Consider the following 25,041-nt stretch of genomic DNA (forward strand, 5'->3'; position numbering starts at 1 on the left):
GTCACTTGTCCGCCAGGTGGATGGCCGCGGCCGGGCAGACGGCGGCCGACTCCTTGACGTCTTCGTGGTGTGCGGTGTCAGGGGTGTCGGTGAGCAGCTCGACGATGCCGTCGTCGTCCTGGTCGAAGACCTCGGGGGCGAGCATGACGCACTGGCCGGAGGCGACGCATTTGGGCTGGTCCACGGTGACGCGCATGGTGGCTCTCGTTTCTCTGGGTGGGGGCGTACGCAGGTGGGGGCGAGGGGCTACCAGGTGACCGGGAGTTCGTAGACGCCGTACACCAACCCGTCGTGCTTGAACTCCAGTTGGTCGATGCCGGTGGCCAGAGCCAGGGTGGGGATGCGCCGGTAGAGGGTGCTGTAGACGACCTGGAGTTCGACGCGGGCCAGCGGCTGGCCCAGGCACTGGTGCACGCCGAAGCCGAAGGCGACGTGCCGGCGGGAGTCGCGGGTGATGTCGAGTTCGTCCGGGTTGCCGGCGAAGGCCGCCGGGTCACGGTTGGCGACCTCGCCCGCGAGGATGATGCCCTCTCCCGCGCGGATGACCTGCCCGTCGATCTCGATGTCCTCCAGCGCCAGACGGCGGCGTCCGGAGTGCGTGATGTTGAGGTAGCGCAGCAGTTCCTCGACCGCGGCGGATACCGTCTTGGGGTCCTCCGTCCCGCGCAGCGTGGCCAGTTGGTCGGGGTGCTCCAGCAGGGCGAGGGTGCCCAGGGCGATCATGTTGGCGGTGGTCTCGTGTCCTGCGGCGAGCAGCAGGACACCCATGTGCGCGGCCTCGCGCCGTGTCATCTCCCCGGTGGCCACCCGCTTGATGGCGAGTTCTGAGAGCAGGTCGTCCTCGGGCCGGGACTGCTTGGTCGCGAGCAGCTCCTCCAGGTAGTCCGCGAGGGCGGTGGTGGCGGCGACGGTCTCCTCGGGTGCGGAGTCGCGCTTGACGATGACCTTGGTGTGGCGCTGGAACAGGTAGTGGTCCTTGTAGGGCACGCCGAGCAGTGCGCAGATGACGAGGCTGGGGATCGGCAGGGCGAACGCCTGGACCAGGTCGACCGGGTTCGGTCCTGCGAGCATCTCGTCGATCAGGTCGTCGACGATCTTCTGGATCGAGGGGCGCAGTGCCTCGACCTTCTTGATGGCGAAGGGGGCGGTTACCATGCGCCGGATCCGGGCGTGCTCGGGGTCGTCCATGTTCAGGAACGTGCGGCGGCTCTGGGCGCCGGCCTTCTGGCCGGCCGAACGGTGGGGATAGCCGGGCCCGTTGACGTCCGCACTCACACGCGGGTCGCCGAGCAGCGCGCGCAACTGGTCGTAGCGGGTGACCAGCCAGGGGCTGCTGCCGTCCCAGATCCGTACCCGGGACAGCGACGGGGTGGACTGCAGGGCGTGCAGGGCCGGGGGCGGGTCGAAGGGACAGCCGGTCGCACGCGGGCTCGGGTGCTGGGGAAGGTCGACCGCCGTGTCGGTGGGGGCCTCGGTCATGGAGGTGCCTCCGTGGGGAGAGGGGTTGCTTCCCCACATACCTAACAGTGTTAGGTGCCTTGGGCAACCATGTGATCAAGTTCGCCCGGTTGAAACGTCGCTATTCGGCCGACTCTCACCAAGGACCTTCTGGCGGTACGGACTTCAGGTCCCGGAGGGAAGCAGCCCGAGCAGGTCGTCCGCCCTCGACAGCACCGACTGCCGGTCGGTGGGGAAGGGCAGCGCCACGGCCATGGACACGATGCCGTGCAGCGAGGCCCACAGCAGCACGGCCAACTGCTCGTCGCCCGGGCCCTCTTCGCCACGCCGCAGGGGCGACACCGCGTCGCGCCACACCTGGAGCACCTCGCGCATCGGGCTCGAATCCGACTCCTCCCGAGGTACCTGGATCCGCTCGATGCCGAACATCAGCTGGTACACGCGCGGGTTGTCCAGGGCGTAACAGCAGTAGTGCCGCGCCATCGCCCGCAGCGCGGCACGCGGCTCGTCCTCCGCGGCGGCGTCCCTGGCCGTACGCAGTTCCACGGCCAGCCTCTGGTAGGCCCGGTGCGTGAGCGTGGCCATCAACTCCGCCCGGTTCTTGAAGTGCAGATAGATGCTGGGCGCGGAGATGCCCACCTCGCGGGCCACCGCCCGCAGCGACAGATCCCCTTCCCTGCCCGACTCCATCAGCATCCGTGCCGCGGTCCTCAGGATCTCGTCCTTGAGAGCGGCCCCCTCGCCCCACTGGCTCGGCTCACGCCGCTTGAACCCTTCGCCCATCCCGCGCCCCTCCACCACCGGTGGCGCCGACCGGACGGATCCCGTCGACGCCACCGCCGTCTGCCTGGCTCCGCGCTGACGCTTACGCTTACGCGACCGTGCGGATGAGCTTCTTGTTCACGAACTCCTCGATGCCGGGACGGCCCAGCTCGCGGCCGAAGCCGGAGCGCTTGACGCCACCGAAGGAGAGCTCCGCACCCTCGGCGCCGACGCCGTTGATGAAGACCATGCCGGCCTCGATACGGTCCGCGACCCGCTGCGCCTGGTCGGCGTCGGTGGTGAAGACGTACGAACCGAGGCCGTACGGGGTGTCGTTGGCGATCCGCAGGGCGTCGTCCTCGTCGTTGGCCTTGAAGACCATGGCGACGGGGCCGAACAGCTCCTGGCGGGCCGTGGCGTGCTCGGTGGTCAGGCCCGTGAGGACGCCGGCCGGGTAGTGGGCGCCGTCGCGCTTGCCCTCGGTGTGCAGCGTGGCGCCCTCGGCGACGGCCGCCGCCACCTGGCGCTCCAGGTTGTCGGCCGCGGCCACGGAGGACAGCGGGGCGCCGGACTGGCGCGCGAGGAGCTGGGCGGCGAACTTCTCCACGAACGAGTCGTACAGGTCGGAGACCACGACGAAGCGCTTGGCGGCGTTGCAGGCCTGGCCGGTGTTGTCGAGGCGGGCGGCGACCGCGGACTCCACGACCGCGTCGAGGTCGTCGGCGGACAGCACGACGAACGGGTCGGAGCCGCCCAGCTCGAGGACGACCTTCTTCAGGTTCCGCCCGGCGATCTCGGCGACCGCGGCCCCTGCCCGCTCGGAACCGGTGAGCGAGACACCCTGGACGCGCGGGTCGGCGATGACATCGGCGATCTGCTCGTTGGTGGCGTAGACGTTGACGTACGCGCCGGCCGGGAGGCCCGCCTCGCCGCACAACTTCTCCAGGAGCGCCGCCGTGGCGGGGCACTGCGGGGCGTGCTTGAGGACGATGGTGTTGCCGAGCGCGAGGTTCGGGGCGGCGAACCGGGCGACCTGGTAGGCGGGGAAGTTCCACGGCATGATGCCGAGGAGCACGCCGACCGGGCTGCGGCGGACGACCGCGCGGCCGGGACCGGAGGTCACGTTCACCGCCTCGTCGGCGAGGTACTCCTCGGCGTGGTCGGCGTAGTAGTGGTAGATGTCCACACAGAAGTCGACCTCACCCTCCGCCTCGTCGCGCGGCTTGCCCATCTCCCGCACGATGCTGTCCGCCAGCTCGTTACGGTGCTCGGCGTGCAGATCGCCGAGGCGACGCAGCAGCGCGGCACGCTCGGCCACGGTGCTGGTGCGCCCCCACGCGGTGGCCTGGTGCGCGGCGTCGACGGCCGCGGCCACCTCGGCATCGGTGGCGGTGGGGTAGGTCTCGACGAGCTCGCCGGTGGCCGGGTCGGTGACTGCGTACATCGGATCTCCAGAAGAGTGCGAGGGGGCAGGAAACCAGGGCCTGTCGTTCGGACCAGGTCCTGGGTCGGCACGCGGTCCTCACATGCCGCGAGGCCGACTGGTGAGAACCCTACGGCTCCGCGGCGGTGCGCACCCCAGCGGGCGACTCGAGGTCTCCCATCACGGCCGCCGCCGCGCCGTCCGGGAGGGACCACGGATCATGGACCTGTAATTTGCCGTCCACGGGCGCATCGTCCGTCGCCACGGCCGCCCGCAGGACCGCATCCGTCACGCACCGCAGGAGGAACCCATGAAACACCGACTGCCCCAGATCTCCGAGCTGCGCCCCCTGCTGAAGTTCGACGGGTTCAACCCCGACAGGCGTGCCGCCCGGCTCGGGAAGGCGGCCGACGTGTGGGATCTGCGCGCTATAGCCAGGCGCCGTACACCCCGCCCGGCGTTCGACTACGTGGACGGCGCCGCGCAGCGGGAGTTGACGGTGCGGCGGGCGCGCAGGGCCTTCGACGATGTCGTGCTTCTGCCGCGCATCCTGCACGGGACCGAGAAGGTGGACCTGAGCACGAGGATCGCGGGCGCGTCGTCCGAGCTGCCGTTCGGGATCGCGCCCACCGGGTTCACGCGCTTCATGCACGCGGAGGGTGAGGACGCCGGAGCCACCGCGGCCGCCGCGGCGGGCATCCCGTTCTCGCTGTCGACCATGGGCACTCGCTCGCTCGAACACGTCGCCGCCGCGGCACCGGACGGGCGCCGCTGGTTCCAGCTGTACCTCTGGAAGGACCGGCAGAAGTCGCTCGACCTTCTCCAGCGGGCCACGGCGAGCGGCTTCGACACGCTCCTTGTCACCGTGGACACCCCGGTGGCGGGGCAGCGGCTGCGCGACTCCCGCAACGGCATGGTGATCCCGCCGAGGCTCACCCTCAAGACCGTGCTCGACGCCTCGTACCGGCCCGAGTGGTGGTTCAACTTCCTCACCACCGACCCGCTCAGCTTCGCCTCGCTGTCCGGTACGAGCCAGGACCTGCCGTCGCTCATCAACTCGATGTTCGACCCGACCCTGTCGATCGAGGACCTGGAGTGGATCCGGTCCCAGTGGCAGGGGAAGCTGTTCGTCAAGGGTGTCCTCACGGCCGAGGACACCCGCCGCTCGCTCGACGCCGGGGCCGACGGCCTCGTCGTGTCCAACCACGGCGGACGCCAACTCGACCGCGCACCCGTCTCGTTCCACGCCCTGCCCGAGGTACGGGCAGAGGCCGGCGACGACGTGGAGATCATCCTCGACTCCGGCATCATGTCCGGCGCCGACATCGTCGCCGCCCTCTGCGCCGGCGCCGACTTCACCCTCATCGGGCGCGCCTACCTGTACGGGCTGATGGCCGGCGGCCGCGAAGGTGTGTCACGAGCCGTCGAACTGCTCGCCAGGGAGATCGAGGTGACCATGCAGCTCATCGGGGCGGCGACGATCGCCGACCTCGGACCGCATCTGCTGCGCACGCGCCACACGGGCTGATGCGAGTACCCGCCGACGGTGACAGGGACGGGTGGACATCATCACCGGTCACCGTCGGACGGGGCAGACTCGGAAGCGGCGTACAGGGCAACCTCGGAAGGCGGCTCAGACGCCCGGCTTGGGCTCCGGCTCCGGCCGCGTGGTGAGGAGTTCGGTGATCTCCTGGGCGAGGTCCGTGCCGAGTTCGCCCCAGCCGGCCTTGTAGCCGTAGACGCTCGCCAGCGTACGGGCGTCGTAGTCGCCGTTCATGATGTCGATGTCATCGGGCGTGATGAGCGACGGGTGGGCGACGCCGACCGCGCCCGACACCTTCAGCAACTCCTTGCGCAGGGTGCGCAGATACATGGCGGCGCGGGTGGCCTTCGAGGGCGCGTCGAGGCCGCGCACCAGCCAAGGGTCCTGGGTGGCGATGCCGGTGGGGCACTTGTCGGTGTGGCACTTCTGCGCCTGGATGCACCCTATGGACAACATCGCCTCGCGGGCCACGTTGATCATGTCGACGCCCAGGGCGAAGGCGACCGCGGCGTTCTCGGGCAGGCCGAGCTTGCCGGAGCCGATGAAGGTGAGCCGGTCGGTCAGGCCACGCTCGGCGAACGTGCTGTACACGCGCGAGAAGCCCATCCGGAACGGCAGCGACACCGAGTCGCTGAAGATCAGGGGAGCGGCGCCGGTGCCACCCTCCCCGCCGTCGATGGTCACGAAGTCGACGCCGCGGTCACCGCGCGCCATCAGGGTGGCGAGCTCCTCCCAGAAGCTCATCTCGCCGACCGCGCTCTTGATGCCGACCGGGAGCCCGGTCTCCGTGGCGAGCAGCTCCACGAAGTCCAGCAGCGAGTCCACGTCGTGGAACGCGGTGTGCCGCGAGGGCGAGGCGCAGTCCTTGCCGGCGGGGATGCCGCGGATCCCGGCGATCTCGGAGGTCACCTTCGCGCCCGGCAGCATTCCGCCGAGCCCCGGCTTGGCGCCCTGCGAGAGCTTGATCTCCAGCGCCTTGACGGGAGCGCTGTCGACGACGGCCTTGAGCTTGTCGAGGTTGAACGTGCCGTCCTCGTTGCGGCAGCCGAAGTACGACGTGCCGATCTGGAGGATCAGGTCACCGCCGCTGCGGTGGTACGAGGAGAGGCCGCCCTCACCGGTGTTGTGCATCGTCCCGGCCAGCGCCGCGCCCTTGTTGAGCGCCGTGATCGCCGCGCCGGACAGCGAACCGAAGCTCATCGCCGAGATGTTCACGACGCTCGCGGGCCGGAACGCCTTGGCGCGCCCGCGCGGCCCGCCGAGCACCTTCGCAGAGGGCAGCGGGGCCTGCGGGTCGTGCAGGTCGGGGAGCGCCCCGGCGAACGTGCGCTGCTTGACGTACGCGTGGCCCTGAACGTGCTCGACGTCGTTGTCGGTACCGAAGCCGAAGTAGTTGTTCTCCTCCTTCGCCGACGCGTAGATCCAGCTGCGCTGGTCGCGGCTGAAGGGACGCTCCTCGTCGTTGGACGTGACGACGTACTGGCGCAGCTCCGGGCCGATCGTCTCCAGCAGGTACCGGGCGTGCCCGATCACGGGGAAGTTCCGCAGCAGTGCGTGCTTTTTCTGCACGAGGTCGCGGGCAGCGACCACCGCCAACGCGGTGGCGGCCGCCGCACCGATGTTCCGAGCACGCATGACGTTCCTCTCCTCGACTGCTCGATACCCGACGTCACCGCTGGGCGGCGGACGACGTGGACGCCCGACGTCGAACTCGGCCGGTCAGGCTCGGGCGTTCGACGGCGAAGCGCCACCTGATCGTAGAGGTCGGGGGTCGGGGAGGGCGTGACCGGGGGCGGGCGGGCACTCCCTCCCGCCAACAGCCATGGGGCGCGGAGCACTTCGCTTGTCACAGCTCTTGTATTGCTTGAACCTGCAACCTACTTTGAAGGCGCTCCGGTGATGTATCGCTTCACAGCATGAAGACGTGGCCCTCCGCTGCCGCCGCCCGTCAAACGGCGAATCGGCTGCAGGAGGCCTTGTACGCGCTCAAGTGGACCTCGATGGAGAGGAACGCATGCGTTCACGCAATCACCCCACGGGCGGCCGGCGAAGACTGGCCCTCGGGGCCGCCGTCACCACCCTCGCCGCCCTCGTCGCCCAGCCGGGCATGCTCACCGCACCGGCCGGCGCCCACGGGAAACCGTCCGCCCCGCCCCGCCTGGAATCGCGCGACGTACCGATCCTGGCCAAGGACGGCATCCGCTTCCGCGACCTGAACCGCGACGGCCGCCTCACGCCCTACGAGGACTGGCGCCTGAGCGCCACCGCACGCGCCCGTGACCTGCTGTCCCGGATGACCCTGGAGGAGAAGGCCGGGCTCCTCGTCCACGGCAACCTCCCCACAGCGGGCGACGGCTACGACGCGGCCGCGACGGCCCAACTGGTCGGCGACCGCCACGTCACCACCGCCATCACCCGCCTGTCGAAGTCGCCGGAGAAGGTCGCCGCGGCCAACAACAGCGTGCAGGCGATCGCCGAGAAGCAACGCCTCGGCATCCCCGCCGTGATCTCCACCGACCCGCGCAACGGGTTCTCCGTGGTCGAGGGCCAGACCGTCGCCGGCGCGGGCACGACGGCCATGCCCGACGCCATCGGCATCGCCGCCGCCCACAACACGCGCCTCACCGAGCGGCTCGGTGACATCGTCCGCCGCGAGTACCGGGCCGTGGGCATCACCGAAGGCCTGTCGCCGCAGGCGGACATCGCCACCGAGCCCCGATGGACCCGCATCGACGGCACCTTCGGCTCGGACCCGGAGACCGCGGGCCGCCAAGTGAACGCCTACGTCAAGGGAATGCAGCACGGCGCCGACGGCCTCGGCCCGGACAGCGCGGCCACCGTCACGAAACACTGGGTGGGCTACGGCGCCCAGGCGAACGGCTACGACAGCCACTACTACTACGGCCGCTACGCCACGTTCCCCGGCAAGAACTTCGCCGACCACATCACGCCGTTCAAGGGCGCGTTCGCCGCGCACACCTCCGGCATCATGCCCACGTACTCGATCCTCAAGGACCTCACGTACAAGGGCCACAAACTGGACCAGGTGGGCGCGGGCTTCAACTCGTACCTCCTGAAGGACCTTCTCCGAGGCACCTACAAGTTCGACGGAGTCATCGTCTCGGACTGGGGCATCACCGGCGACTGCCCGCAGCAGTGCCTCGACAACCGGCCCCCGGCGTCCTTCATCGGGCCGTGGGGCGTCGGCATGCCCTGGGGCGTCGAGAACCAATCGATCCTCCAACGCACGGCGCTCACCCTGAACGCGGGCGTCGACCAGATCGGCGGCAGCGACCAACCCTCGTACGTCGTCCAGGCCGTACGGCAGAAGCTGGTCGGCGAGCAGCGGGTGAACGAGGCGGCGCGGCGCGTGCTGGAGCAGAAGTTCCGCCTCGGCCTGTTCGAGAACCCGTACGTGGACGAGGAAGCGGCCGGGCGCCTGGTCGGCAACGCCGCGTTCCAGGCGGTGGGCGACAAGGCGCAGTCCGACTCCCTCACCCTCCTCAAGAACAGCGACCGAACCCTGCCCGCGCGCGGCGGCAAGGTCCGCACCGTCTACCTGCACGGCGTCTCCGCCGACGAGGCGAAGGCGCGCGGCCTGAAGGTGGTGGACGACCCGGCCGACGCCGATCTGGCGGTGGTACGACTCGCGGACCCCAGGGCCGGCTCCGACCTCACGGGCCTGGAGTTCCCCGACTCCGACCCCGCGTACCAGGCCCTGCGCAAGGCCGCGTCCACCGGCACCCCGACGGTCGCCGTCCCCAAACTGACCCGCCCACTGATCCTGACAAACATCACCCGCGCCGCCGACGCGGTCATGGCCAACTTCGGTGTCTCCGACGCCGTCCTGCTCGACACGATCTTCGGCAAACGCAGCCCGAACGGCAGGCTCCCCTTCGAGCTGCCGTCCTCGATGAAGGAGGTGGAGGCGCAGCGGGGCGACGTACCCGACGACACGGCGCATCCGCTGTACGAGCGGGGGTTCGGCCTCAAGTACCGGTGACCGGGCTCGCCCATCCGCAGCGAGTCATCAGCGGCTGACGGCCAGGCCGTCCACCAGGGCTCGGAGCCCGTCCTTGTAGGTGTCTTTCGCGGTCAGTGGTGCCCAGCGGTCCGCCGCCTGTGCCAAGCGCGGGAGCTCGCTCGGGTCGAGATCGGCGAAGACCTGTTCCCGGTAGGTCGTACGGTCACCGTCGGCGCGCCGCCGGGCCGCCGTTGTCCTGACCACGATTTCGCCCGCGGTGTAGTACCAGATCGCGCGGTAGCCGTGCACGGCCTGGTCGAGGGAGAGTCCGCACTCGACCAGGCCGTCGACGATCTGCTCGACGAACCACAGCGCGGACGTGGACATCAAGTCGTCGGCGGTCAGCACCTCCACGATCCAGGGGCAGGCGGCCAGCGCCTCGTGGATCGCCGCGGCGGCGACAACGACCCGCTCGCGAGGGTGGTCGGGAAGCTCGGGGCGGGTCAGCTCCCGCGCCGCGTAGTCGTCCAGCAGCAGGACGAGCAGTTCTTCCTTGTCTCGCACGTGGTGGTAGAGCGCCATCGGCGTACTGCCGATCTCGGCGGCCAGTCGACGCATGGTCAGCTTGCGCACGCCCTCCTCGGTCACGATCCGGCGAGCTGTCCCGATGATTTCCTCGCGAGAGATACGGGGAGGTCGGCCCGGGGTTTTGCGCGGTGTTGACGGCTGCGGCATGCCCCCATCATCCCCCAGTAGTCGACACGGGCGACCCTCGGCGCTACATTTTCTTACACGTACAGAAAACCTCGAGGGCGGCCCGAGGTGGTGCCGACGGCAGCGGCCGCACCTACAACCCACCACCCCCGCACAGAAGTTGAGAGGAACACCGCCATGACAACCACCAGCATTGACCTGTTCGCCTCGGCGCTGCACTTCAGCGCCGACGGTGGTGTCCGAGCCGCCGAACGACAGATGTCCGGCAGCGACTCCGACGCCTGGCAGATCGCCACCTTCCACGTCGAGACCGACGCCGATGTGCACGCCGACCACTGGGAGATGCACCCGGAAGCCGAGGAGGCGGTGTGCTGCCTGACCGGAGGTGTCCGCCTGTACTTCCGTCCCGACGGGTCCGGCTCCGAGGACATGGTTCAGTTGCAGGCGGGCGCCGCTGCGGTCGTTCCTCGCGGCCGCTGGCACCGCCTCGAACTGGACGCACCCAGCGACCTGATGTCGATCACCCTCCGCAAGGGCACCCTCCTCGAAAGGCGCATCGACGCCCCCTGAGTGCCGAATTGGGGGTGCTCACGAGCGTTGGGGGAGTGCGGTACGCGCCGCGTCGTCCGAGTCGCGTCCGACGGCTGACCGTCCGAAACGGATGCACGTTGCCGTCATGCACCGCGCGACTACCCCAGGACCGTGCCCGACGATTCCGTGTTGACCTCGCGCTTTCGGGAGAAGGTGCCGATGGCGACGTAGAAGCCCGGCAGGGCCGTCTTGTCGTAGATGGGCGTCCAGTCGTCGGCGACGTCGTACACGCCGGCGACGCCCTGGGGCCGGTTCGGGACGGTGAGGTCGGGGAAGCGCCGGGCGGCGCGGGTGACTTGGGACTCGAAGCGCTCCACGGTGGGGTTCGGGTTCGCGGCGTCCGGATCCTCGATCCACTCCAGCGGATCGCACTCCGGCTCGGTGCCGCCGATGAGCAGGTTCCCGCCGGTCTCGGGGCGCATGTACGTGCCCAGGTCCATGTCGCTGATCACGAAGAAGTCGGCGTCGGGCGCGAGGAGCGGGGCGGGGGCGAGCCACTCATGTGGTCAAGATCTTCCGGGTCACGAGTCTGTCCCGGCGGGTGTACGAATCCGAATGCGGGTTGTCTCGCGGAAGACCTGACGAACTCTGGGTAAGGGTTGTACGTTCGGTTGCGGCGGTCGCGGATGCGTCTCGCCACGGCCCCCTGTCCCCGGGCTCCTTTGTGCAGACCACAGGCGGCTGGGGCCGCGTCGCCGACCTTCGGCGGTCCCAGCTCACGCCCTGTCATGTGCTGTGCGGAGTGGCCTCCCGCGCTCTCCGCCCCGTGCAGGGCGTCCGCGTGGGGGAGGGAAGGGGAGCTTCCCTCCCCCACGCTCGGCGGCGTCCCGCCGGAGTGTTCCGTCCGGCGGCAGTCGCTGCTTCTTGCCTGCCCGAAATGTGTTCACGTACGCGCCCGGGGTGTCCCGCCGAACGCCCCCGTCCCGTCCGTCCGTTGCCACCACGCCTCCAGGCCCGCCTGGTCGAGGGACCGCCAGTCCGGGGTCTCCTGGACCAGGCCGCGGCCCAGCCGCCGGCCCAGGTCGACCATGACCCGGCCGGTGGGCGCGCGGTCGGCGTCGTACGCGGACAGGGCCTCCGGCCAGGTGGACGCGGAGGTCAGGGCCGACTGGAGGGCCGTGGCGTCCTGCAGCGCCTTGACGGCGCCCGCGCCCGTGTGCGGGCGGGCGACCGTGGCGGCGTCGCCCATCAGCAGCGCCCTGTCCACCGCGTAACGCGGCGCCGTGAAGTCGTAGAGGGGCTGCAGGAACAGCTCGTCGTATGTCGTCGCCCGCACCACGTCGCCCCAGAAGGCGGGCAACAACTCGGCGGCCACGTAAGCGAGATGGGCGCGGAGGCCGTCGCCCGCCGTGCCCGGATGCAGCGTCGTGGGAGTCTGCAGGCCCTGGTCGAGGCCGGACGGCGGGGCCGTGTACAGGACCCAGTTGACCCGGTGGACACCCGGGGCGCCGTCCGGGATGCGGTACGTGACCAGGTGTCCGCCCGGGAAGACGACGTACACGCACTCGTCCTCGGCCCACAGGTCCGCATCGCGCAGCCGGTCCGACGGGTAGGCGCCGCGCCAGGCCAGATATCCGGCGTAACCCGGCTGGACGTCGGGGTACACGGCCGCGCGGACCGCCGACCGGTAGCCGTCCGCGCCGATCACCACGTCGTAGCGGTCGGTGTGCCCGTCCGCGTGCACCGCGGCGCCCTCCGGCGTCACCTCGACCGCCTCGACGGTCGAGCCGTGCCGGAAGTCCGCCGCCTCGGGCACCCGGCCGCGCAACTCGCGCCAAAGCGGCCCCCAGTTGTAGGTGCGGAACGGGAACGGCAGCACCGCGAGCTCGCGCCCCAGCGGGCCGCTCGCCGCCGCGTCGTCCCGCACGTACCAGCGGCGGCGGGTGACCTGGTGATACGGCATCGACGCGTCGACGAGGCCGGCCAACTCCAGTTCGGCGTAACGGGCGTTGTGCATGGCGAGGCCGACGCCGCGGTCGGCCAAGCGGCCCGCCGCACGCTCGTACACGGTGACCTCGTCGGCCCCGCCACGCCGCAGCGCGAGCGCCGCCGCGCACCCCGCGATGCTTCCACCTACGACCGCGACCCTGCCGCCACGCATATCCACGTCCCCGTGGTTCGTCCATTGGCTGTGTACGTCGCCGGATTCGCGTGACGTACTGGCGTCATGATGCCAGCGGGGCGCGTGCGGGGGCCGGGACGCGCCGAGGTCCGTCGTCGATCGGCCGTCGGCGGCCATGGCCGTGACCGTGGTGCCGCGACCCGCGCCCGCTCCACCGGCGCCCCAACCACCTCGAGGCCAGGCGCCGTTGACACCCTCGCGCCCCGCGTGCTTGCATCGCGCCATGCCACCGCTGGAGCCTCTGACGCGTCGCCGCACCGTGGACCTCGTCCGCGTCGCTGCCGCGCTGTGTCGGTTCCCCGGCTGATCACTCGCCGCCTCGGTCCGGTACCCAACTGCCGTATGTGTCCGCTCTGTTGGGTGCGCTGGTCCGGCCGCCACACGTCCCGCGCGCCGCCGCCTTCCCCGCTGATCACGAGGACCCGCCATGCCTGAGTCCGCCCTGCCCGAATCCGCCGTGCCGCCGCCGCCCCGCCCCGCAGCCCGCCTCGACGAAACCGCCTACGACCGGCGCAGACTGCGCCAGTGGCTGGCCGGGGACGCCCGCGCGGACGGGGTCAGCCGCCGCCGGCTGCTCACCCTGCTCGCCGCCACGGCCGCCGCCACCGCGCTCCCGGCGCCGCGCCCGGCCCACGCCGCTGACACCCCCATCGTCAAACCGCTGCCGCCCGAGTGGTTCATCCAGCGCGGCACCAACGCCGAGACCCGCTGGGAGGCGCTGCGAGGGACCGGCCATCTCACCCCCAACGAGCGGTTCTTCGTCCGCAATCACACCGCCACCCCCGTCCTGGACGCAGACGACTGGCGGTTGCGGTTGTGGGGCAGCGGGCTGCGGGGCGCGCACGGCGAGGACAGGCCGGTGGAGTTCGGCTACGACGATCTGCGCGCCCTGCCCGCCGTCACCCGGACCGCGTTCGTCGAGTGCGCCGGGAACGGGCGCAGCTACTACACGTCCCAGCAGGGCGAGACGGTGACCGGAACCGCGTGGACGCTGGGCGCGGTCGGCGTCGCACGATGGCGCGGGGCGCGCCTGGGCGACGTACTCCGGAAGGCGGGGCTGTCGTCGGACGCCGTCGACGTACAACCGCGTGGGCTGGACGCCGAGTACATCAGCGAAGGGGAGAACCTCGGCCGGGTGCGGCGTCCGCTGCCGCTGGCCAAGGCGCTGGACGACGTCCTGCTCGCGTACGAGATGAACGGCGAGCCGCTGCCGTACGACCATGGCTACCCGGTGCGGGTGCTGGTTCCGTCGTGGGTGGGGATCGCCTCGATCAAGTGGGTCGGTGACATCGAGGTGTCCGCGCAGCCGCTGTTCTCACCGTGGAACACCGCCTTCTACCGGCTGTTCGGCCCCGGCTACCCGGAGAACGGCAGCGCGCCGCTGACCCGGCAGACCATCAAGAGCGCCTTCGAGCTGGCGAGCGGCGCCCGGTTCCCGGTGGGGGAGGGACAGGTGCTGCACGGCCGGTCCTGGTCGGGGGCGGGCGGCGTCGCGCGGGTCGATGTCAGCACCGACGGCGGGGCCAGCTGGCGGCCCGCCCGGCTGCACGACCGGCCCCGCGCGGGCACATGGACCCGCTGGTCCGTGCCCTGGAAGCCCGACGCCTCCGGCGCCACCCATGTCCTGGCCCGAGCCACCGACACCGCGGGCCGCAGCCAGCCGGACGTCGCGGTGCCCAACACGCAGGGATACCTCTTCGACGCGGTGGTGCGGCATCCGGTGGCGGTGGTGTGACGGCGACTTCCGGCTCTCAGAATGTGGAATCGGGCCCGTGCACTGTTGACCGGCGGGACTTTCCGCTGCTTTGATCGATGACATGAAGCGACAGGACCTCACGCAGCGACGCCACGTCGATCTCGCGCGTGTCTCCAGCTCCTTCTGTCGTTGTCGGGTCTGAGCGCACCCCGCGATAAACCCTCGCGCACGCGTCGCTCCCCTCATTCTCCTCGCGGATCCCACCCGCTGACGTCCCCTTTCAGGAACGTCGCTCCCGTGCGCCCCGATTCGGGCCACTGACCCCACTGCTGCCCCTCGTACGTGAGTTGGAGGCGCAAGCCGTCGACACGGACGCCGGGTCCGTCCCGGCCCACGCCTGACCAACCCGCCTCCGCCCGCCCCGTCTTGAGCGTCCCGAACCCAGAAAGAAGGCCCCCCATGGCCACCGTCCTGTCCGTCTCCGGCAGTCCGTCCCCCACCTCCCGCACCGCCCGTCTCCTGCGCGCGCTCGACACCCGGCTGACCGGGCAGGGGCACGAGGTGATCCCGCTCGATGTGCGCACGATCCCGGCCGAGGCCCTGCTCCACGCCGACTTCCGGCATCCCGCGATCGTCGAGGCCACCGCCCTGTTCGAGCGGGCGGACGGGGTCGTGGTCGGCACACCGGTCTACAAGGCTGCCTACTCGGGGTTGCTGAAGTCGCTCCTCGACCTGCTCCCGCAGTACGCGCTGGCCGGAAAGACGGTGCTCCCGCTGGCCACCGGCGGTTCCACCGCCCATGTGCTGGCGATCGACTACGCCCTGCGTCCGGTCCTCGCCTCCATGGGGCCCGCGCACATCACGCCGGGCTGGTTCACCCTCGACAAGGACATCAAGGTGGGCGACGACGGCACGCTGACCGTCGCGCCCGGCTCTGCGGAGGCCCTGGCCCAGGTCACCGACCAGTTCTCCGCCGCGCTGGGTGGCCGCACGAAGCTGCTTGCGGCCACCGGATGAGCGCCGCGACCGTGCTCGCCGACGATGCAGAGGCCCTGGCCGTCGCCGCCGAACTCGCCGAGGAATTCCGCAAGGAGGCCGCCGAACGGGACACGTTGCGCAGGCTCCCGCGCGCCGAGCTGGAACGCCTTTCGGCCTCCGGGCTGCTCGGCGTGACGGTGCCACGGGAGTTCGGCGGCGCGGACGTCCGCACCGAGACGCTCGCCGAGATCTTCCGGCTCCTTGCCGCCGCCGACGCCAGCCTGGCGCAGATTCCGCAGAGCCACTTCGTGTACGTCAATGTGCTGCGCCGGCAAGGCACGCCGGAGCAGCAGGGGTTCTTCTTCGGCGAGGTGCTGCGGGGGAAGCGGTTCGGCAACGCGCAGTCCGAGGCGGGCACGCAGCACGTGCAGGACATCCGCACTCGGCTCGCGCGACTGTCGGACGGGGCGTACGTCCTCGACGGCGTCAAGCACTACTCCACCGGGGCGCTGTTCGCCCACTGGATCCCCGTCCTTGCCCGCGCCGACGACGACACCCTGCACGTGGCGTACGTGCCGCGGGACGCGCCCGGTCTCACGGTGGTGGACGACTGGGACGGCATGGGGCAGCGCACCACCGCCAGCGGAACCGTCCGCCTGGAGTCGGTGCCCGTACCCGCCGACCGGGTCGTGCCCCATCACCTCACGTTCCAAGGGCCTCAACTACACGGAGCTGTAGCTCAGTTGCTGCACGCCGCCATCGACGCCGGGATCGCCTCCGGTGCGCTGGGGGAGGCGGTGGAGTTCGTCCGCACCAAGAGTCGCCCCTGGTTCGAGAGCGTCGACGAGGGGCACGCGAGCGCCGCCGACGACCCGCTGCTCATCCAGCGGTTCGGCGAACTGGGCATCCGGGTACGGGCCGCGGACGCGCTGCTCGCCGTCGCTGCCAGGTCCGTGGACGCAGCCCGCGCCGACCTGACCGACGACACGGCGGCCGAGGCCTCGATCGCTGTGGCCGCGGCGAAGGTGACGGCGGCCGAAGTCGCCGTGGAGACGGGCAGCGCCCTCTTCGAGGTGTCCGGCACCCGCTCGGCCCTCAACTCCCTGGATCTGCACCGCCATTGGCGTGACGCCCGCACTCACACCCTGCACGATCCGGGCCGCTGGAAGGTCCAGCACATCGGCCGCTACGTACTCAACCGGACCCGTCCGCCCCGGCACGGCCTGCTGTAACAACGGTCGGCTGCAACAACGGCCGGCTGTAACAGGCGACCCTGATCGGAGAACCCCTGTGCCCCTTACCTTCCACCGGCGCCTCCCCACTGACGTACGCGGCGAGACTGACGTACGCGGCGAGCAGGTGGCCTCGTGAAGTTCCTCGCCATCACCCTCATCACCCACCGGCCCGACCCGGTCACCGGCATAAAGAAGCCGACCCACGATCGGTTCCGTGAGGTGCTCCAACACGCGGTGCTCGCCGAGGAGTTGGGGTTCGACGGGTTCGGTGTGGGGGAGCGGCACGAGCGGCCGTTCATCTCTTCCTCGCCGACCGTCGTGCTCAGCCACATCGCCGCGCTGACCAGACACATCCGCCTCTTCACCGCGGTGACCACGCTCAGCCTCCTCGACCCCGTGCGTGCCTACGAGGACTACGCCACGCTCGACCACCTCTCCGACGGGCGCCTCGACCTGATCATCGGCAAGGGCAACGGGACCGCCCAGCGCGAGCTGTTCCACGTCACGCCCGAGGACCAGTGGGACCGCAACGCCGAGAGCTACGAGGTGTTCCGGAAGCTCTGGCGGCAGGGCAAGGTCACCGCGGCGACCCGGTTCCGTCCGCCGCTTGCCGACGCCGAGGTGTGGCCGCGGCCGTACCAGCAGCCGGTCCGGGTCTGGCACGGCAGCGCCACCAGCAAGGAGTCGGTGGACCTCGCGGCCCGCTACGGCGACCCGCTGTTCTCGGCCAACGTCACCAACCCCATCGAGCCGTACGCCGAGCTGATCCGCCACTACCGCGAGCGCTGGGAGCACTACGGCCATGACCCGGCGAAGATCGCCGTGGGCGCCGGTACGGCCGGGCTGTTCGTGGCCCGCACCTCCCAGGAGGCGGTGAAGGTGTACCGGCCGATCTTCGAGTCGACGCTGGCGTTCCAGCGGCAGTCCGGGCTTCCGGTGGTCTTCGAGACCGTCGAGGACTTCGTCGAACGAAGCTCCGCCCTGATCGGCAGCCCGCAACAGGTCATCGAGAAGGTGCACCGCTACCACGAGCAGTTCGGGCACTCGGTGCTGCATCTGCACGCGGACGGCGGCGGGCTGACGGACACTCAGCACCGCGACTCCCTCGAACTGTTCCAGTCCGAGGTCGCCTCGGTGCTGCGGCACGAGCTCCCCGACCCGCCGTTCGCCTGGGAGCCCGTGCTCCCGGCGCCGCCGGTCGTCGAGGAACCCGTGCGCGTCTGACCCGGGCAGAGCTCCCGCTAGGGCGCACCCACCCCCGTACGCGACAGGTCGGCGAGCGGCACCGGCGCCGGGCGCGGGGCGCGGCTGGACACCGTGACGGAAGTGCCGCCTGCCGCCGAGCCGAGCAGGGACTCCATGATGTCCAGCACGTGGTACGCCAGCGTGCCCGACGCACGCGGCTCGTGGGTCGGGGGCGTGGCGGCCAGATCGGCGATGCCGTAGCCGCGGCCCGAGTCGCTGTAGCCGGCGGAGACCGGGAGGGCCTCCCACGTCTCGGCGCCGAGGCGGAACAGGCGTGTGTCGCCGGCGAAGTGGTTCGGGTCGGGGACCGCGAGGGACCCCCGCGGTCCGTGGATCTCGATGTTCGAGGAGTGTGTCGCGACCGCGTCGAAGCTCACCACGAGCGTCGACAGCGCGCCGGACTCGTGCACCAGCACCCCCGTGACATGGGTGTCGACCTCGACCGATACCCGCTCACCGGCGCGCGGACCGCTGCCGATCTCCCGCTCGGAGCGGGGGTGGCTCGCGGCGCCGATCACCGAGGTGACCGGTCCGAGGAGGGTGACCAGAGCCGTGATGTAGTACGGCCCCATGTCGAGGAGCGGGCCGCCGCCCGGCGCGTAGTAGAAGTCCGGGTTGGGGTGCCAGCGCTCGTGGCCGGGGGTGACCATCGTGGCTGTGGCCGCGACCGGGCGGCCGATGAGCCCGTCGTCGATGGCCTTGCGCGCGGTCTGGATGCCGGTGCCGAGCACCGTGTCCGGCGCGCAGCCGACGACGACGCCCGCCTGCCGGGCGGCCTCCAGCACCTGGCGGGCCTCGTCCGTGGTGGCCGCGAGCGGCTTCTCGCCGTACACGTGCTTGCCTGCCGCGATCGCCTTGAGGGCTATCTCGGCGTGCGCGGCGGGGATCGTGAGGTTGAGGACGAGGTCCACGTCGTCGGCGGCGAGCAACTCCTCGACGGTGACCGCGCGTACGTCCCCTTCCCACTCCTTCGCCACCGCGCGCGCACGCTCCGCGTCCAGGTCGGCCACGGCGACCAACTCGACGTCCGCCAGCCTGCGCAGACTCGCCAGGTACTGGCCGACGATGGTCCCGCACCCGATGATGCCGACGCTCAACGGCCTGTCCATGTTCAACGGCTTGCCCACAGCAGGCCCCTTTCGACGATGGTGCGCACGCTCGGGTGCTCGAGGTCCTCGACGTGGTGGCCCGGTGTGCACACGAAGATGCGGCCCTTGCCCCACTTCCGTGTCCAGATGGCCGGCGAGGTGACCTCGCGGTGCCACGGGTCCCAGGCGCGGATCCTCTGCGTGGTGGTGGCGAGCACGTCGATGTAGTCGTCCGCGAGGACCCAGTACTGCTCGGTGACGAGGTCGAAGTCCTCGATGCCCTCGGTGACGGGGTGTTGGGCGGCGGCCGGGAGCATGTTCACCGTGTACGGGACGTAGTTGTCCGCCTGCTCGCCCTTGCGCTCGTCGGGGTGCTTGCCGGGATGGCAGGCGAACTGGCCGCCGATGAGGTGCAGATAGTCCGCGGTGTTCCGGTAGGAGTCGGCGATCCCGCCGTGCCATCCGGCGAGCCCGGTCCCGTTCTCGACGGCCGTGCGCAGCCCCGCGAACTCCTCCCGCTCGATGGTGGACATCGTCATGCACTGCATCACCAGGTCCACGCCTGCCATGTACGCCGCGTCGGCGTAGACCTTGGGCGAGTCCTCGATGCGTACGTCGTAGCCGTTGGCCTTCAGGTGCGGGATGAACAGGTCGGTGGCCTGGACGGGTTGGTGCCCGTCCCAGCCTCCGCGTACGACGAGTGCCTTCTTGGCGGTGGTCACAGAACTCCTTTGCCGGGTGAGAGGGGGTACGGGTGTCACTTGCCGAAACCGGCCGTGAGGCCGCTGACGAGCTGCCGGCGCGCGATGACGTACACGACGAGCAGCGGCAGCGTCGCGAGGATGGCCCATTCCGTGCAGCCGTCCAGGCGTCCGCGGATGCCGCTGAGGCCGCGGAGCCCGCTGAATCTGCTGGAGGCCATGGTCGTCCGTTCCTCGGCGTTGAGAGACGGGGATCGAAATATTTCGAAGATTGTTCGAGACTCCGGAACCGTAGAAGTGGCGACGGAGACGGTCAAGAGGCCGTGCAGCAGAAAGATTTGGCGCCCGGGGTTGACGCCGATGACGCCGCGTCCCAAGCTGCCGTCACCGAAAATATTTCGACACCCAGGAGACCCTGTGCCGCTCCCGTCCTCCTCCGTCAGGCCGACCCTGGCCGCCATCGCGCACGGCACCGGAGTCTCCACGGCGACGGTGTCCAAGGTCGTCAACGGCCGGGCGGACGTGGCCGACGAGACCCGGGCGAAGGTACTGGCCGCACTCGAGGAGGCCGGCTACCGCTCGCCGTCCCAGCGCCGGGCACCCTCAGGGCCCGACGTCGTCGAGGTCGCCTTCGACGCGATCGACTCCGCGTACCCCTCGGCGCTGCTCAACGGCATCCTCGACCACGCCGCGAGCACCGGCGTCGAGGTCGTCGTCAGCACGACCGGACGCCGGCGCACCACCGAACGCGGCCTCGGCCGCAAGGCACAGCGCATCATCAACGAGGGCCGTGCCGGAGTCATCGTCGTGACCTCGGCCTACGGCGAGTCCGGCCTCGCCGCCTTCCTCCGCCGCCACATCCCCGTCGTGGTCATCGACTCCTACAACCCGCCACCGGCCGACGTCGTCAGCGTGGGCGCCGCCAACTGGGCGGGAGGCAAGGCGGCCACCGAACACCTCCTGGACCTCGGCCACCGCCGTATCGCCTACCTCGGCGGCCCGGAGACGATCGAGTGCAACCAGGCGCGCCTGCACGGCTACCTGTCCGCGCTCGCCTCGCGCGGCATCGAGGCCGACCCCGGCCTCGTCCTGCACGGCCGCTTCCGCGCCGAGTACGGCATCGAAGGGCTGAGCACCCTCCTGTCCCGTACGCGACCGCCGACCGCGGTCTTCGCGGGCAACGACGCGATCGCCGTCGGCGTCCTGCGCGAGGGCCGCAGGCGCGGCATCCGGGTACCGGAGGACCTGAGCCTCGTCGGCTTCGACGGCACGGCCCTCGCCCGCGACTCCGTCCCCGCCCTCACTTCCGTCGCCCAGCCCCTCCAGGAGATGGGCCGCGCGGCCCTGCGCACGGTACTGCGCCAGGCGCGGGGCGAACAGCCCGACACGCATCGCGTGGAGCTGGCGACGCAACTGGTCGTGCGGGAGTCAACGGCTGTGCTGGAGTGAGGGGTTGGGGGCTCGTGACCTACCGGTCCGGCGCCTCAGCCGGTGACCTCTCCCGCCACGTGCACGGGATGGTCGAGAATCTGGTTGTTGAGGTAGCCGAGTCGGTTCCACGGGACGTGGGCCGGCTGGGTGCGGCCCGTGTCGTCCGTGGCGCGGATCGAGATGGTGTGCTCGCCCGGGTCGGGGGTCCAGGTGAAGTGCCAGCGGGTCCAGGCGCCGGCCTCCCGGGAACCGGTGAGCCGGGCCTCGTGCCACGGGCCCCGGTCGATGCTGTAGGCCACCGAGGCGATGCGCTGCTCCCCGGCGAACGACCGTCCTCGTACGAGCTGGGGCTCCGGCTTCAGGTGTGCGGGCCAGTCGAGTTCCACCAGGCTGGTCACCGGGAGTTCGTTGATGGGTGTGCCCAGGACGGGTCCGTGCGCCGGGTGGTCGGGGCCGATGAGGACGTAGTCCTCGGTGTTCCAGGGGACGTGGATCGGTCTGCGGGACACCTCGATGCGGCCGACCCACTTGATGCTCGCCGCCCCCAGCCAGCCGGAGACCACGACCCGGGCCGGGAAGCCGTGGTCGGGCGGCAGCGGCTCGCCGTTCATGGCCAGGGCGAGCAGGGTGTCGTCGGCCATCGCCTTGTCCAGGGGCATGGGCCGCCGGGCGCCGCACTCGTCGAGCGCCACCGGCATGACGTCGTGCGCGTCCGGGCCGACGCCCGCCGCCTCGAGCAGGTCACGCAGCCGTACGCCGGTCCACTCGGCGGTGCTGACCGCGCCGCGGCCCCACGGGGTCCCCGCGATGCGCTGCCCGTGCTGCCGACCGAACAGCACACGGCGATTGCCCGCGCACTCGATCGTGCGTGTGACGGAGACCAGGGGAAACGCCCGCCACAGATCGTCGTAGCCGAAGGTGACGGGCGACCGCACGGCATCGCCGTCGATCCGCAGGGACCATCCCTCGACGTCGATCCGGGGCGTGGGGGAGTGGCTGCGGACGAAGAAGCGGTCGTTGGGGGTCAGGTGGCCGGGCATCCGGTCCGCCCGCGTACCGAAGTCCAGACCGGTGCCGGTGTCCTCCATGACCTCGGCGGAGGTCGGCTTGACCACTCCGGGCACTGCGGTGACTGCCGTGTCGGTTGTCGTCATGCCCTTAGCGTCGGCCCCTGCGCTGCGGGCTGGTAGCCGCTTGTTCCCTATGAGCCCATAAGCGGGGCCTATGCCCTTAAGTGGTTGGGGGTGCCCCCTTCTAGGTGGTTGGAGGTGCCCCCTTCGCCAGCTGCCGCGCGATCACCCGGAGCGCCAGCACCTCGTCCGCTCCCTCGAAGATCGACAGGACGCGGGCGTCGACGAAGAGGCGGGACACCGCGTACTCCTCGGCGTAGCCATAGCCGCCGTGCAGCTGCTGGGCCTCGCGGGTGACCCATTCCGCGGCCCGGCAGGCCAGTTGTTTGACCTGGGCCGCCGGTAGGACGCCTTCGCCCGCCGTGATGGCCCGCGCCGCCGTGGCGGTGAAGGCTCGGCAGGCCGCGATGTGGGCGGCCATGCGTGCCAGCTTGGCCCGGGTGAGCTGGAAGGAGGTGAGGGGGTGGCCGAAGACGGGGCGTTGCCGTGCGTGGTCGGCAGCCAGTTCCAGGGCCGACTGCATCACGCCGACCGCGCGGGCCGCCGTCTGTAGACGGGCGTTGGCGAAGGCCTGCATCTGTAGGTAGAAGCCCCGGCCGAGGCCCTCGTCGAGGCCGATGAGGTTGTCCGCCGGGACCCGGAACCCGTCGAAGGTGACCTCGAACGAGTGCATGCCGCGGTAGCCGAGCGTGCGGATCGCGCGGCCCGCCGCCGAGCCGCCGCCGTCCTGCGTGACCTGCCACTCGTGGCCGGGGAACGACGGCTTCTCGACGACGAACAGGGACAGGCCGCGGTGGCCCGCCGAGCGGTCCGGCTGCGTACGGGCGAGTACGAGGAGGTAATGGGCGCGCCCCGCGAAGGTGCACCACGTCTTGACTCCGTTGAGGATCCAGTCCTCGCCGTCCCGCACGGCCGTCGTGGTGATGCCGCCGACATCCGAGCCGTGGTTCGGTTCCGTGACCGCGACACCGCACAGCCGCTCACCGGTCGCGATGAGTGGCAGCCACCGTCGGCGCTGCTCCTCCGTGCCGCCGCGCGCGATCGCCGTGCCGATGATCTCGGGCCGGGTGATCAGCGAGCCCGCGGCGCCGAGCGAGGCCCGCGACAGCTCCTCCGTCACCACGACCATGCTGAGCAGCTCGTCCGCGCCGCCCTCGGCGAAGCCGCCGTACTCGGCGGGGATCGAAAGGCCGAAGCAGCCCATCTCGGAGAGGCCGTCGACGATCTCGTCCGGGATGTCCTCGTCGCCCGCGTGGATGGCGTCGGCGACCGGCTTCACCTTCGCCTCGGCGAAGTCGCGGAACGTGGAGCGCACCAGCTGAAGCTCGTCGGAGAGGTGGCGCGGGGCCGCCTCGCCACCGGCAGCGAGGACGCGTTCGGCGACGGTGTCCAGGAACGCGGGCGCGCGCCCGGCCGCGATGTGCTCGGCGCCCGCGTCGAGCGCCGTCGTCCCGTCCAGGCCCCACAGGGCTTCGCGGCCTGCCGTCCGGCCCGCCAGATCGGCTGCCGTGTCGGCGGCGAAGAGCAGCGCCAGATCCGCCTCGACCGCGCTGTGCGCGCCCAGGTCGAGGAGGTGGCGGGCGGCGGCGACCGCCGAGGACACCGAGGCGATGTCGTACGGGACGGTCTGGTCCTCGTCCGTCGCGGGGGCCGCGGCGAGGCGTGCGGAGGCCTTGGCGACGACCTCCTCCAGTGCCTCGACCAGCTCCGTCGCGCGCACAAGTGCAGTGGTCACGACGTCACCCGCTCGAAGACCGCCGCCAGGCCCTGGCCGCCGCCGATGCACATGGTCTCGAGGCCGTACCGGGCCTCGCGGCGGTGGAGTTCGCGGGAGAGGGTGGCGAGCATGCGGACTCCGGTGGCGCCGACGGGATGGCCGAGCGAGATGCCGGAGCCGTGCACGTTGGTGCGCTCCAGGTCCTTCTCGCCGAACTCCCACTCGCGCATCACGGCGAGCGCCTGCGCGGCGAAGGCCTCGTTGAGCTCGACGAGGTCGATGTCGGCCAGGGTGAGCCCGGCCCGGTCGAGGGCGACCGCGCTCGCCGGAACGGGACCGATGCCCATCGTCTTCGGCGGCACCCCAGCCACGCCCCAGGAGACGAGACGTACGAGCGGCCGCAGGCCCAACTGCTCCGCGCGCTCGGGGGTGGTGACGACACACATCGCGGCCGCGTCGTTCTGCCCGCTCGCGTTGCCCGCGGTGACCGTGGCCTCCGGGTCGGAGTGGCGCAGGATCGGCTTGAGGCGGCCGAGGGACTCCAACGACGTGTCGGCGCGCGGGTGTTCGTCGGTGTCGATGACGGTGCCCTCGTCGGTGGGGCGACGTCCGGGGACCGTCACGGGCACGATCTCCTCGGCGAGGACGCCGTCCGACTGCGCCCGCACGGCGCGCTGGTGGGAGGCGAGGGCGAGACGGTCCTGCTCCTCGCGGCCGATGGCGTACTCGCGGCGCAGGTTCTCCGCCGTCTCCAACATGCCGCCGGGTACCGGGTAGTGGCGGCCTCCGGCGGTGGAGCGGGCGCGCGCGAGGCCGTCGTGCAGCTGGATGGCGGCGCCCTTCGCGCCCCAGCGCATGTCGGTCGAGTAGAACGCGGCGTTGCTCATGGACTCCGTGCCGCCCGCCACGACGACGTCGTGCGCGCCGGTCTGCACCTGCTGAGCGGCGTAGAGGACGGCCTGCAGCCCCGAGCCGCAGCGGCGGTCGAGATGGAGGCCGGGCACGGTGACGGGCAGGCCCGCGTCCAGGGCGACGACGCGGCCGATCGCGGGCGCCTCGCTGTTGCCGTTGCAGTGGCCGAGGATGACGTCCTCGATGGCCTCGGGGTTGAGGCCCGTGCGTTCGAGGAGGCCCTTGAGGGCGGCGACGCCGAGGTCGACGGCGGTCAGCGACTTGAACATGCCGCCGTAGCGGCCGATGGGTGTGCGGACGGGTTCGCAGACGACGGCTTCACGCATGGGGT

At 71.0% G+C, this 25,041-nt stretch carries 22 protein-coding genes and 1 pseudogene; 9 read left to right on the top strand and 14 right to left on the bottom strand.

Annotation, left to right across the window (positions count from 1 at the left end; genetic code table 11):
- Position 1 precedes the first annotated feature (1 nt).
- The 4 genes from OG746_RS40750 to OG746_RS40765 form a co-directional block, all read right to left on the bottom strand.
- A complete protein-coding gene (locus OG746_RS40750; protein ID WP_266723933.1) occupies positions 2 to 196 on the bottom strand; it encodes a ferredoxin in 195 nt (64 codons plus the stop codon).
- Between the two features lie 50 nt (positions 197 to 246).
- On the bottom strand, positions 247 to 1,479 hold the full coding sequence (locus OG746_RS40755) for a cytochrome P450 (protein WP_266723935.1): 1,233 nt from the start codon (positions 1,477 to 1,479) through the stop codon (positions 247 to 249).
- A 144-nt stretch (positions 1,480 to 1,623) separates the two neighbouring features.
- On the bottom strand, positions 1,624 to 2,241 hold the full coding sequence (locus OG746_RS40760; protein ID WP_266723946.1) for a TetR/AcrR family transcriptional regulator: 618 nt from the start codon (positions 2,239 to 2,241) through the stop codon (positions 1,624 to 1,626).
- 88 nt (positions 2,242 to 2,329) lie between these two features.
- The gene (locus OG746_RS40765) at positions 2,330 to 3,664 is read right to left on the bottom strand and encodes an NAD-dependent succinate-semialdehyde dehydrogenase (protein WP_266723949.1); all 1,335 of its coding nucleotides are present in this window, start codon (positions 3,662 to 3,664) and stop codon (positions 2,330 to 2,332) included.
- Positions 3,665 to 3,953: 289 nt separating this feature from the next.
- Between OG746_RS40765 and OG746_RS40770 the strand changes: the two genes are divergently transcribed.
- Positions 3,954 to 5,171 carry an alpha-hydroxy acid oxidase gene (locus OG746_RS40770; RefSeq protein ID WP_266723951.1) on the top strand — a complete coding sequence of 406 codons (1,218 nt, stop codon included), beginning with the start codon at positions 3,954 to 3,956 and terminating at the stop codon, positions 5,169 to 5,171.
- A 105-nt stretch (positions 5,172 to 5,276) separates the two neighbouring features.
- Here the strand turns inward: OG746_RS40770 and OG746_RS40775 are convergent, their stop codons facing one another.
- On the bottom strand, positions 5,277 to 6,821 hold the full coding sequence (locus OG746_RS40775; protein ID WP_266723953.1) for an FMN-binding glutamate synthase family protein: 1,545 nt from the start codon (positions 6,819 to 6,821) through the stop codon (positions 5,277 to 5,279).
- A 379-nt stretch (positions 6,822 to 7,200) separates the two neighbouring features.
- Here OG746_RS40775 and OG746_RS40780 point away from each other — a divergent pair, with 379 nt between their 5' ends.
- Complete coding sequence (locus OG746_RS40780) at positions 7,201 to 9,189, top strand: glycoside hydrolase family 3 protein (protein WP_266723955.1); 1,989 nt, start codon at positions 7,201 to 7,203, stop codon at positions 9,187 to 9,189.
- A gap of 27 nt (positions 9,190 to 9,216) precedes the next feature.
- On the opposite strand, the gene OG746_RS40785 is transcribed toward OG746_RS40780, so the two are convergent.
- Positions 9,217 to 9,885 (bottom strand): TetR/AcrR family transcriptional regulator, encoded by a 669-nt coding sequence (locus tag OG746_RS40785; protein ID WP_266723957.1) that lies wholly within the window; start codon positions 9,883 to 9,885, stop codon positions 9,217 to 9,219.
- A gap of 156 nt (positions 9,886 to 10,041) precedes the next feature.
- Here OG746_RS40785 and OG746_RS40790 point away from each other — a divergent pair, with 156 nt between their 5' ends.
- Entirely contained in the window at positions 10,042 to 10,434 is a 393-nt protein-coding gene (locus tag OG746_RS40790) for a cupin domain-containing protein (RefSeq protein ID WP_266723959.1), read from the top strand.
- A gap of 119 nt (positions 10,435 to 10,553) precedes the next feature.
- Here OG746_RS40790 and OG746_RS40795 read toward each other — a convergent pair.
- Both OG746_RS40795 and OG746_RS40800 read right to left on the bottom strand, forming a co-directional pair.
- A pseudogene (locus tag OG746_RS40795) lies at positions 10,554 to 10,913 on the bottom strand (FAD-dependent oxidoreductase); the annotation flags it as partial.
- 425 nt (positions 10,914 to 11,338) lie between these two features.
- A complete protein-coding gene (locus tag OG746_RS40800) occupies positions 11,339 to 12,556 on the bottom strand; it encodes an FAD-dependent monooxygenase (RefSeq protein WP_266725724.1) in 1,218 nt (405 codons plus the stop codon).
- A gap of 448 nt (positions 12,557 to 13,004) precedes the next feature.
- Between OG746_RS40800 and OG746_RS40805 the strand changes: the two genes are divergently transcribed.
- The 5 genes from OG746_RS40805 to OG746_RS40820 all read left to right on the top strand — a co-directional run bounded on the left by OG746_RS40805 (position 13,005) and on the right by OG746_RS40820 (position 17,710).
- Positions 13,005 to 14,312: a sulfite oxidase gene (locus OG746_RS40805; RefSeq protein WP_266723963.1), complete on the top strand. Its 1,308-nt coding sequence runs from the start codon at positions 13,005 to 13,007 to the stop codon at positions 14,310 to 14,312.
- Between the two features lie 82 nt (positions 14,313 to 14,394).
- A complete protein-coding gene (locus tag OG746_RS45595; RefSeq protein ID WP_353962433.1) occupies positions 14,395 to 14,475 on the top strand; it encodes a putative leader peptide in 81 nt (26 codons plus the stop codon).
- Positions 14,476 to 14,732: 257 nt separating this feature from the next.
- Positions 14,733 to 15,290: an NADPH-dependent FMN reductase gene (gene ssuE, locus OG746_RS40810; RefSeq protein WP_266723965.1), complete on the top strand. Its 558-nt coding sequence runs from the start codon at positions 14,733 to 14,735 to the stop codon at positions 15,288 to 15,290.
- Entirely contained in the window at positions 15,287 to 16,483 is a 1,197-nt protein-coding gene (locus tag OG746_RS40815; RefSeq protein ID WP_266723967.1) for an SfnB family sulfur acquisition oxidoreductase, read from the top strand. The genes ssuE and OG746_RS40815 overlap by 4 nt, the downstream gene beginning before the upstream one ends.
- A gap of 135 nt (positions 16,484 to 16,618) precedes the next feature.
- Positions 16,619 to 17,710 (top strand): LLM class flavin-dependent oxidoreductase, encoded by a 1,092-nt coding sequence (locus OG746_RS40820; RefSeq protein WP_266723969.1) that lies wholly within the window; start codon positions 16,619 to 16,621, stop codon positions 17,708 to 17,710.
- A gap of 17 nt (positions 17,711 to 17,727) precedes the next feature.
- Here OG746_RS40820 and OG746_RS40825 read toward each other — a convergent pair whose 3' ends face one another.
- The 3 genes from OG746_RS40825 to OG746_RS40835 are packed head-to-tail and all read right to left on the bottom strand — an operon-like array spanning position 17,728 to position 19,741.
- The gene (locus OG746_RS40825) at positions 17,728 to 18,840 is read right to left on the bottom strand and encodes a Gfo/Idh/MocA family protein (protein ID WP_266725726.1); all 1,113 of its coding nucleotides are present in this window, start codon (positions 18,838 to 18,840) and stop codon (positions 17,728 to 17,730) included.
- 2 nt (positions 18,841 to 18,842) lie between these two features.
- Positions 18,843 to 19,541 carry a ThuA domain-containing protein gene (locus tag OG746_RS40830; protein WP_266723971.1) on the bottom strand — a complete coding sequence of 233 codons (699 nt, stop codon included), beginning with the start codon at positions 19,539 to 19,541 and terminating at the stop codon, positions 18,843 to 18,845.
- A gap of 35 nt (positions 19,542 to 19,576) precedes the next feature.
- Positions 19,577 to 19,741, bottom strand: coding sequence for a hypothetical protein (locus OG746_RS40835; protein WP_266723972.1), 165 nt, complete (start codon positions 19,739 to 19,741; stop codon positions 19,577 to 19,579).
- Positions 19,742 to 19,937: 196 nt separating this feature from the next.
- On the opposite strand from OG746_RS40835, the gene OG746_RS40840 reads away from it, so the two are divergent.
- Complete coding sequence (locus tag OG746_RS40840; protein WP_266723974.1) at positions 19,938 to 20,969, top strand: LacI family DNA-binding transcriptional regulator; 1,032 nt, start codon at positions 19,938 to 19,940, stop codon at positions 20,967 to 20,969.
- Between the two features lie 35 nt (positions 20,970 to 21,004).
- Here OG746_RS40840 and OG746_RS40845 read toward each other — a convergent pair whose 3' ends face one another.
- From OG746_RS40845 to OG746_RS40855, 3 genes are all read right to left on the bottom strand, one after another.
- The gene (locus OG746_RS40845) at positions 21,005 to 22,105 is read right to left on the bottom strand and encodes a sulfite oxidase (protein ID WP_266723976.1); all 1,101 of its coding nucleotides are present in this window, start codon (positions 22,103 to 22,105) and stop codon (positions 21,005 to 21,007) included.
- A 100-nt stretch (positions 22,106 to 22,205) separates the two neighbouring features.
- Positions 22,206 to 23,816 (bottom strand): acyl-CoA dehydrogenase family protein, encoded by a 1,611-nt coding sequence (locus tag OG746_RS40850; protein ID WP_266723978.1) that lies wholly within the window; start codon positions 23,814 to 23,816, stop codon positions 22,206 to 22,208.
- The gene (locus OG746_RS40855; protein WP_266723980.1) at positions 23,813 to 25,036 is read right to left on the bottom strand and encodes an acetyl-CoA C-acetyltransferase; all 1,224 of its coding nucleotides are present in this window, start codon (positions 25,034 to 25,036) and stop codon (positions 23,813 to 23,815) included. Before OG746_RS40855 ends, OG746_RS40850 begins: the two co-directional genes overlap by 4 nt.
- Between the last annotated feature and the right edge of the window lie 5 nt (positions 25,037 to 25,041).

Origin of the sequence: Streptomyces sp. NBC_01016 (assembly GCF_026341035.1) — a bacterium.
GTDB lineage: Bacteria > Actinomycetota > Actinomycetes > Streptomycetales > Streptomycetaceae > Streptomyces.

Coding starts and splice junctions, on each gene's coding strand:
- OG746_RS40750 (WP_266723933.1), bottom strand. CDS start 196: ATGCGCGTCACCGTGGACCAGCCCAAATGCGTCGCCTCCGGCCAGTGC.
- OG746_RS40755 (WP_266723935.1), bottom strand. CDS start 1,479: ATGACCGAGGCCCCCACCGACACGGCGGTCGACCTTCCCCAGCACCCG.
- OG746_RS40760 (WP_266723946.1), bottom strand. CDS start 2,241: ATGGGCGAAGGGTTCAAGCGGCGTGAGCCGAGCCAGTGGGGCGAGGGG.
- OG746_RS40765 (WP_266723949.1), bottom strand. CDS start 3,664: ATGTACGCAGTCACCGACCCGGCCACCGGCGAGCTCGTCGAGACCTAC.
- OG746_RS40770 (WP_266723951.1), top strand. CDS start 3,954: ATGAAACACCGACTGCCCCAGATCTCCGAGCTGCGCCCCCTGCTGAAG.
- OG746_RS40775 (WP_266723953.1), bottom strand. CDS start 6,821: ATGCGTGCTCGGAACATCGGTGCGGCGGCCGCCACCGCGTTGGCGGTG.
- OG746_RS40780 (WP_266723955.1), top strand. CDS start 7,201: ATGCGTTCACGCAATCACCCCACGGGCGGCCGGCGAAGACTGGCCCTC.
- OG746_RS40785 (WP_266723957.1), bottom strand. CDS start 9,885: ATGCCGCAGCCGTCAACACCGCGCAAAACCCCGGGCCGACCTCCCCGT.
- OG746_RS40790 (WP_266723959.1), top strand. CDS start 10,042: ATGACAACCACCAGCATTGACCTGTTCGCCTCGGCGCTGCACTTCAGC.
- OG746_RS40800 (WP_266725724.1), bottom strand. CDS start 12,556: ATGCGTGGCGGCAGGGTCGCGGTCGTAGGTGGAAGCATCGCGGGGTGC.
- OG746_RS40805 (WP_266723963.1), top strand. CDS start 13,005: ATGCCTGAGTCCGCCCTGCCCGAATCCGCCGTGCCGCCGCCGCCCCGC.
- OG746_RS45595 (WP_353962433.1), top strand. CDS start 14,395: ATGAAGCGACAGGACCTCACGCAGCGACGCCACGTCGATCTCGCGCGT.
- ssuE (WP_266723965.1), top strand. CDS start 14,733: ATGGCCACCGTCCTGTCCGTCTCCGGCAGTCCGTCCCCCACCTCCCGC.
- OG746_RS40815 (WP_266723967.1), top strand. CDS start 15,287: ATGAGCGCCGCGACCGTGCTCGCCGACGATGCAGAGGCCCTGGCCGTC.
- OG746_RS40825 (WP_266725726.1), bottom strand. CDS start 18,840: ATGGACAGGCCGTTGAGCGTCGGCATCATCGGGTGCGGGACCATCGTC.
- OG746_RS40835 (WP_266723972.1), bottom strand. CDS start 19,741: ATGGCCTCCAGCAGATTCAGCGGGCTCCGCGGCCTCAGCGGCATCCGC.
- OG746_RS40845 (WP_266723976.1), bottom strand. CDS start 22,105: ATGACGACAACCGACACGGCAGTCACCGCAGTGCCCGGAGTGGTCAAG.
- OG746_RS40855 (WP_266723980.1), bottom strand. CDS start 25,036: ATGCGTGAAGCCGTCGTCTGCGAACCCGTCCGCACACCCATCGGCCGC.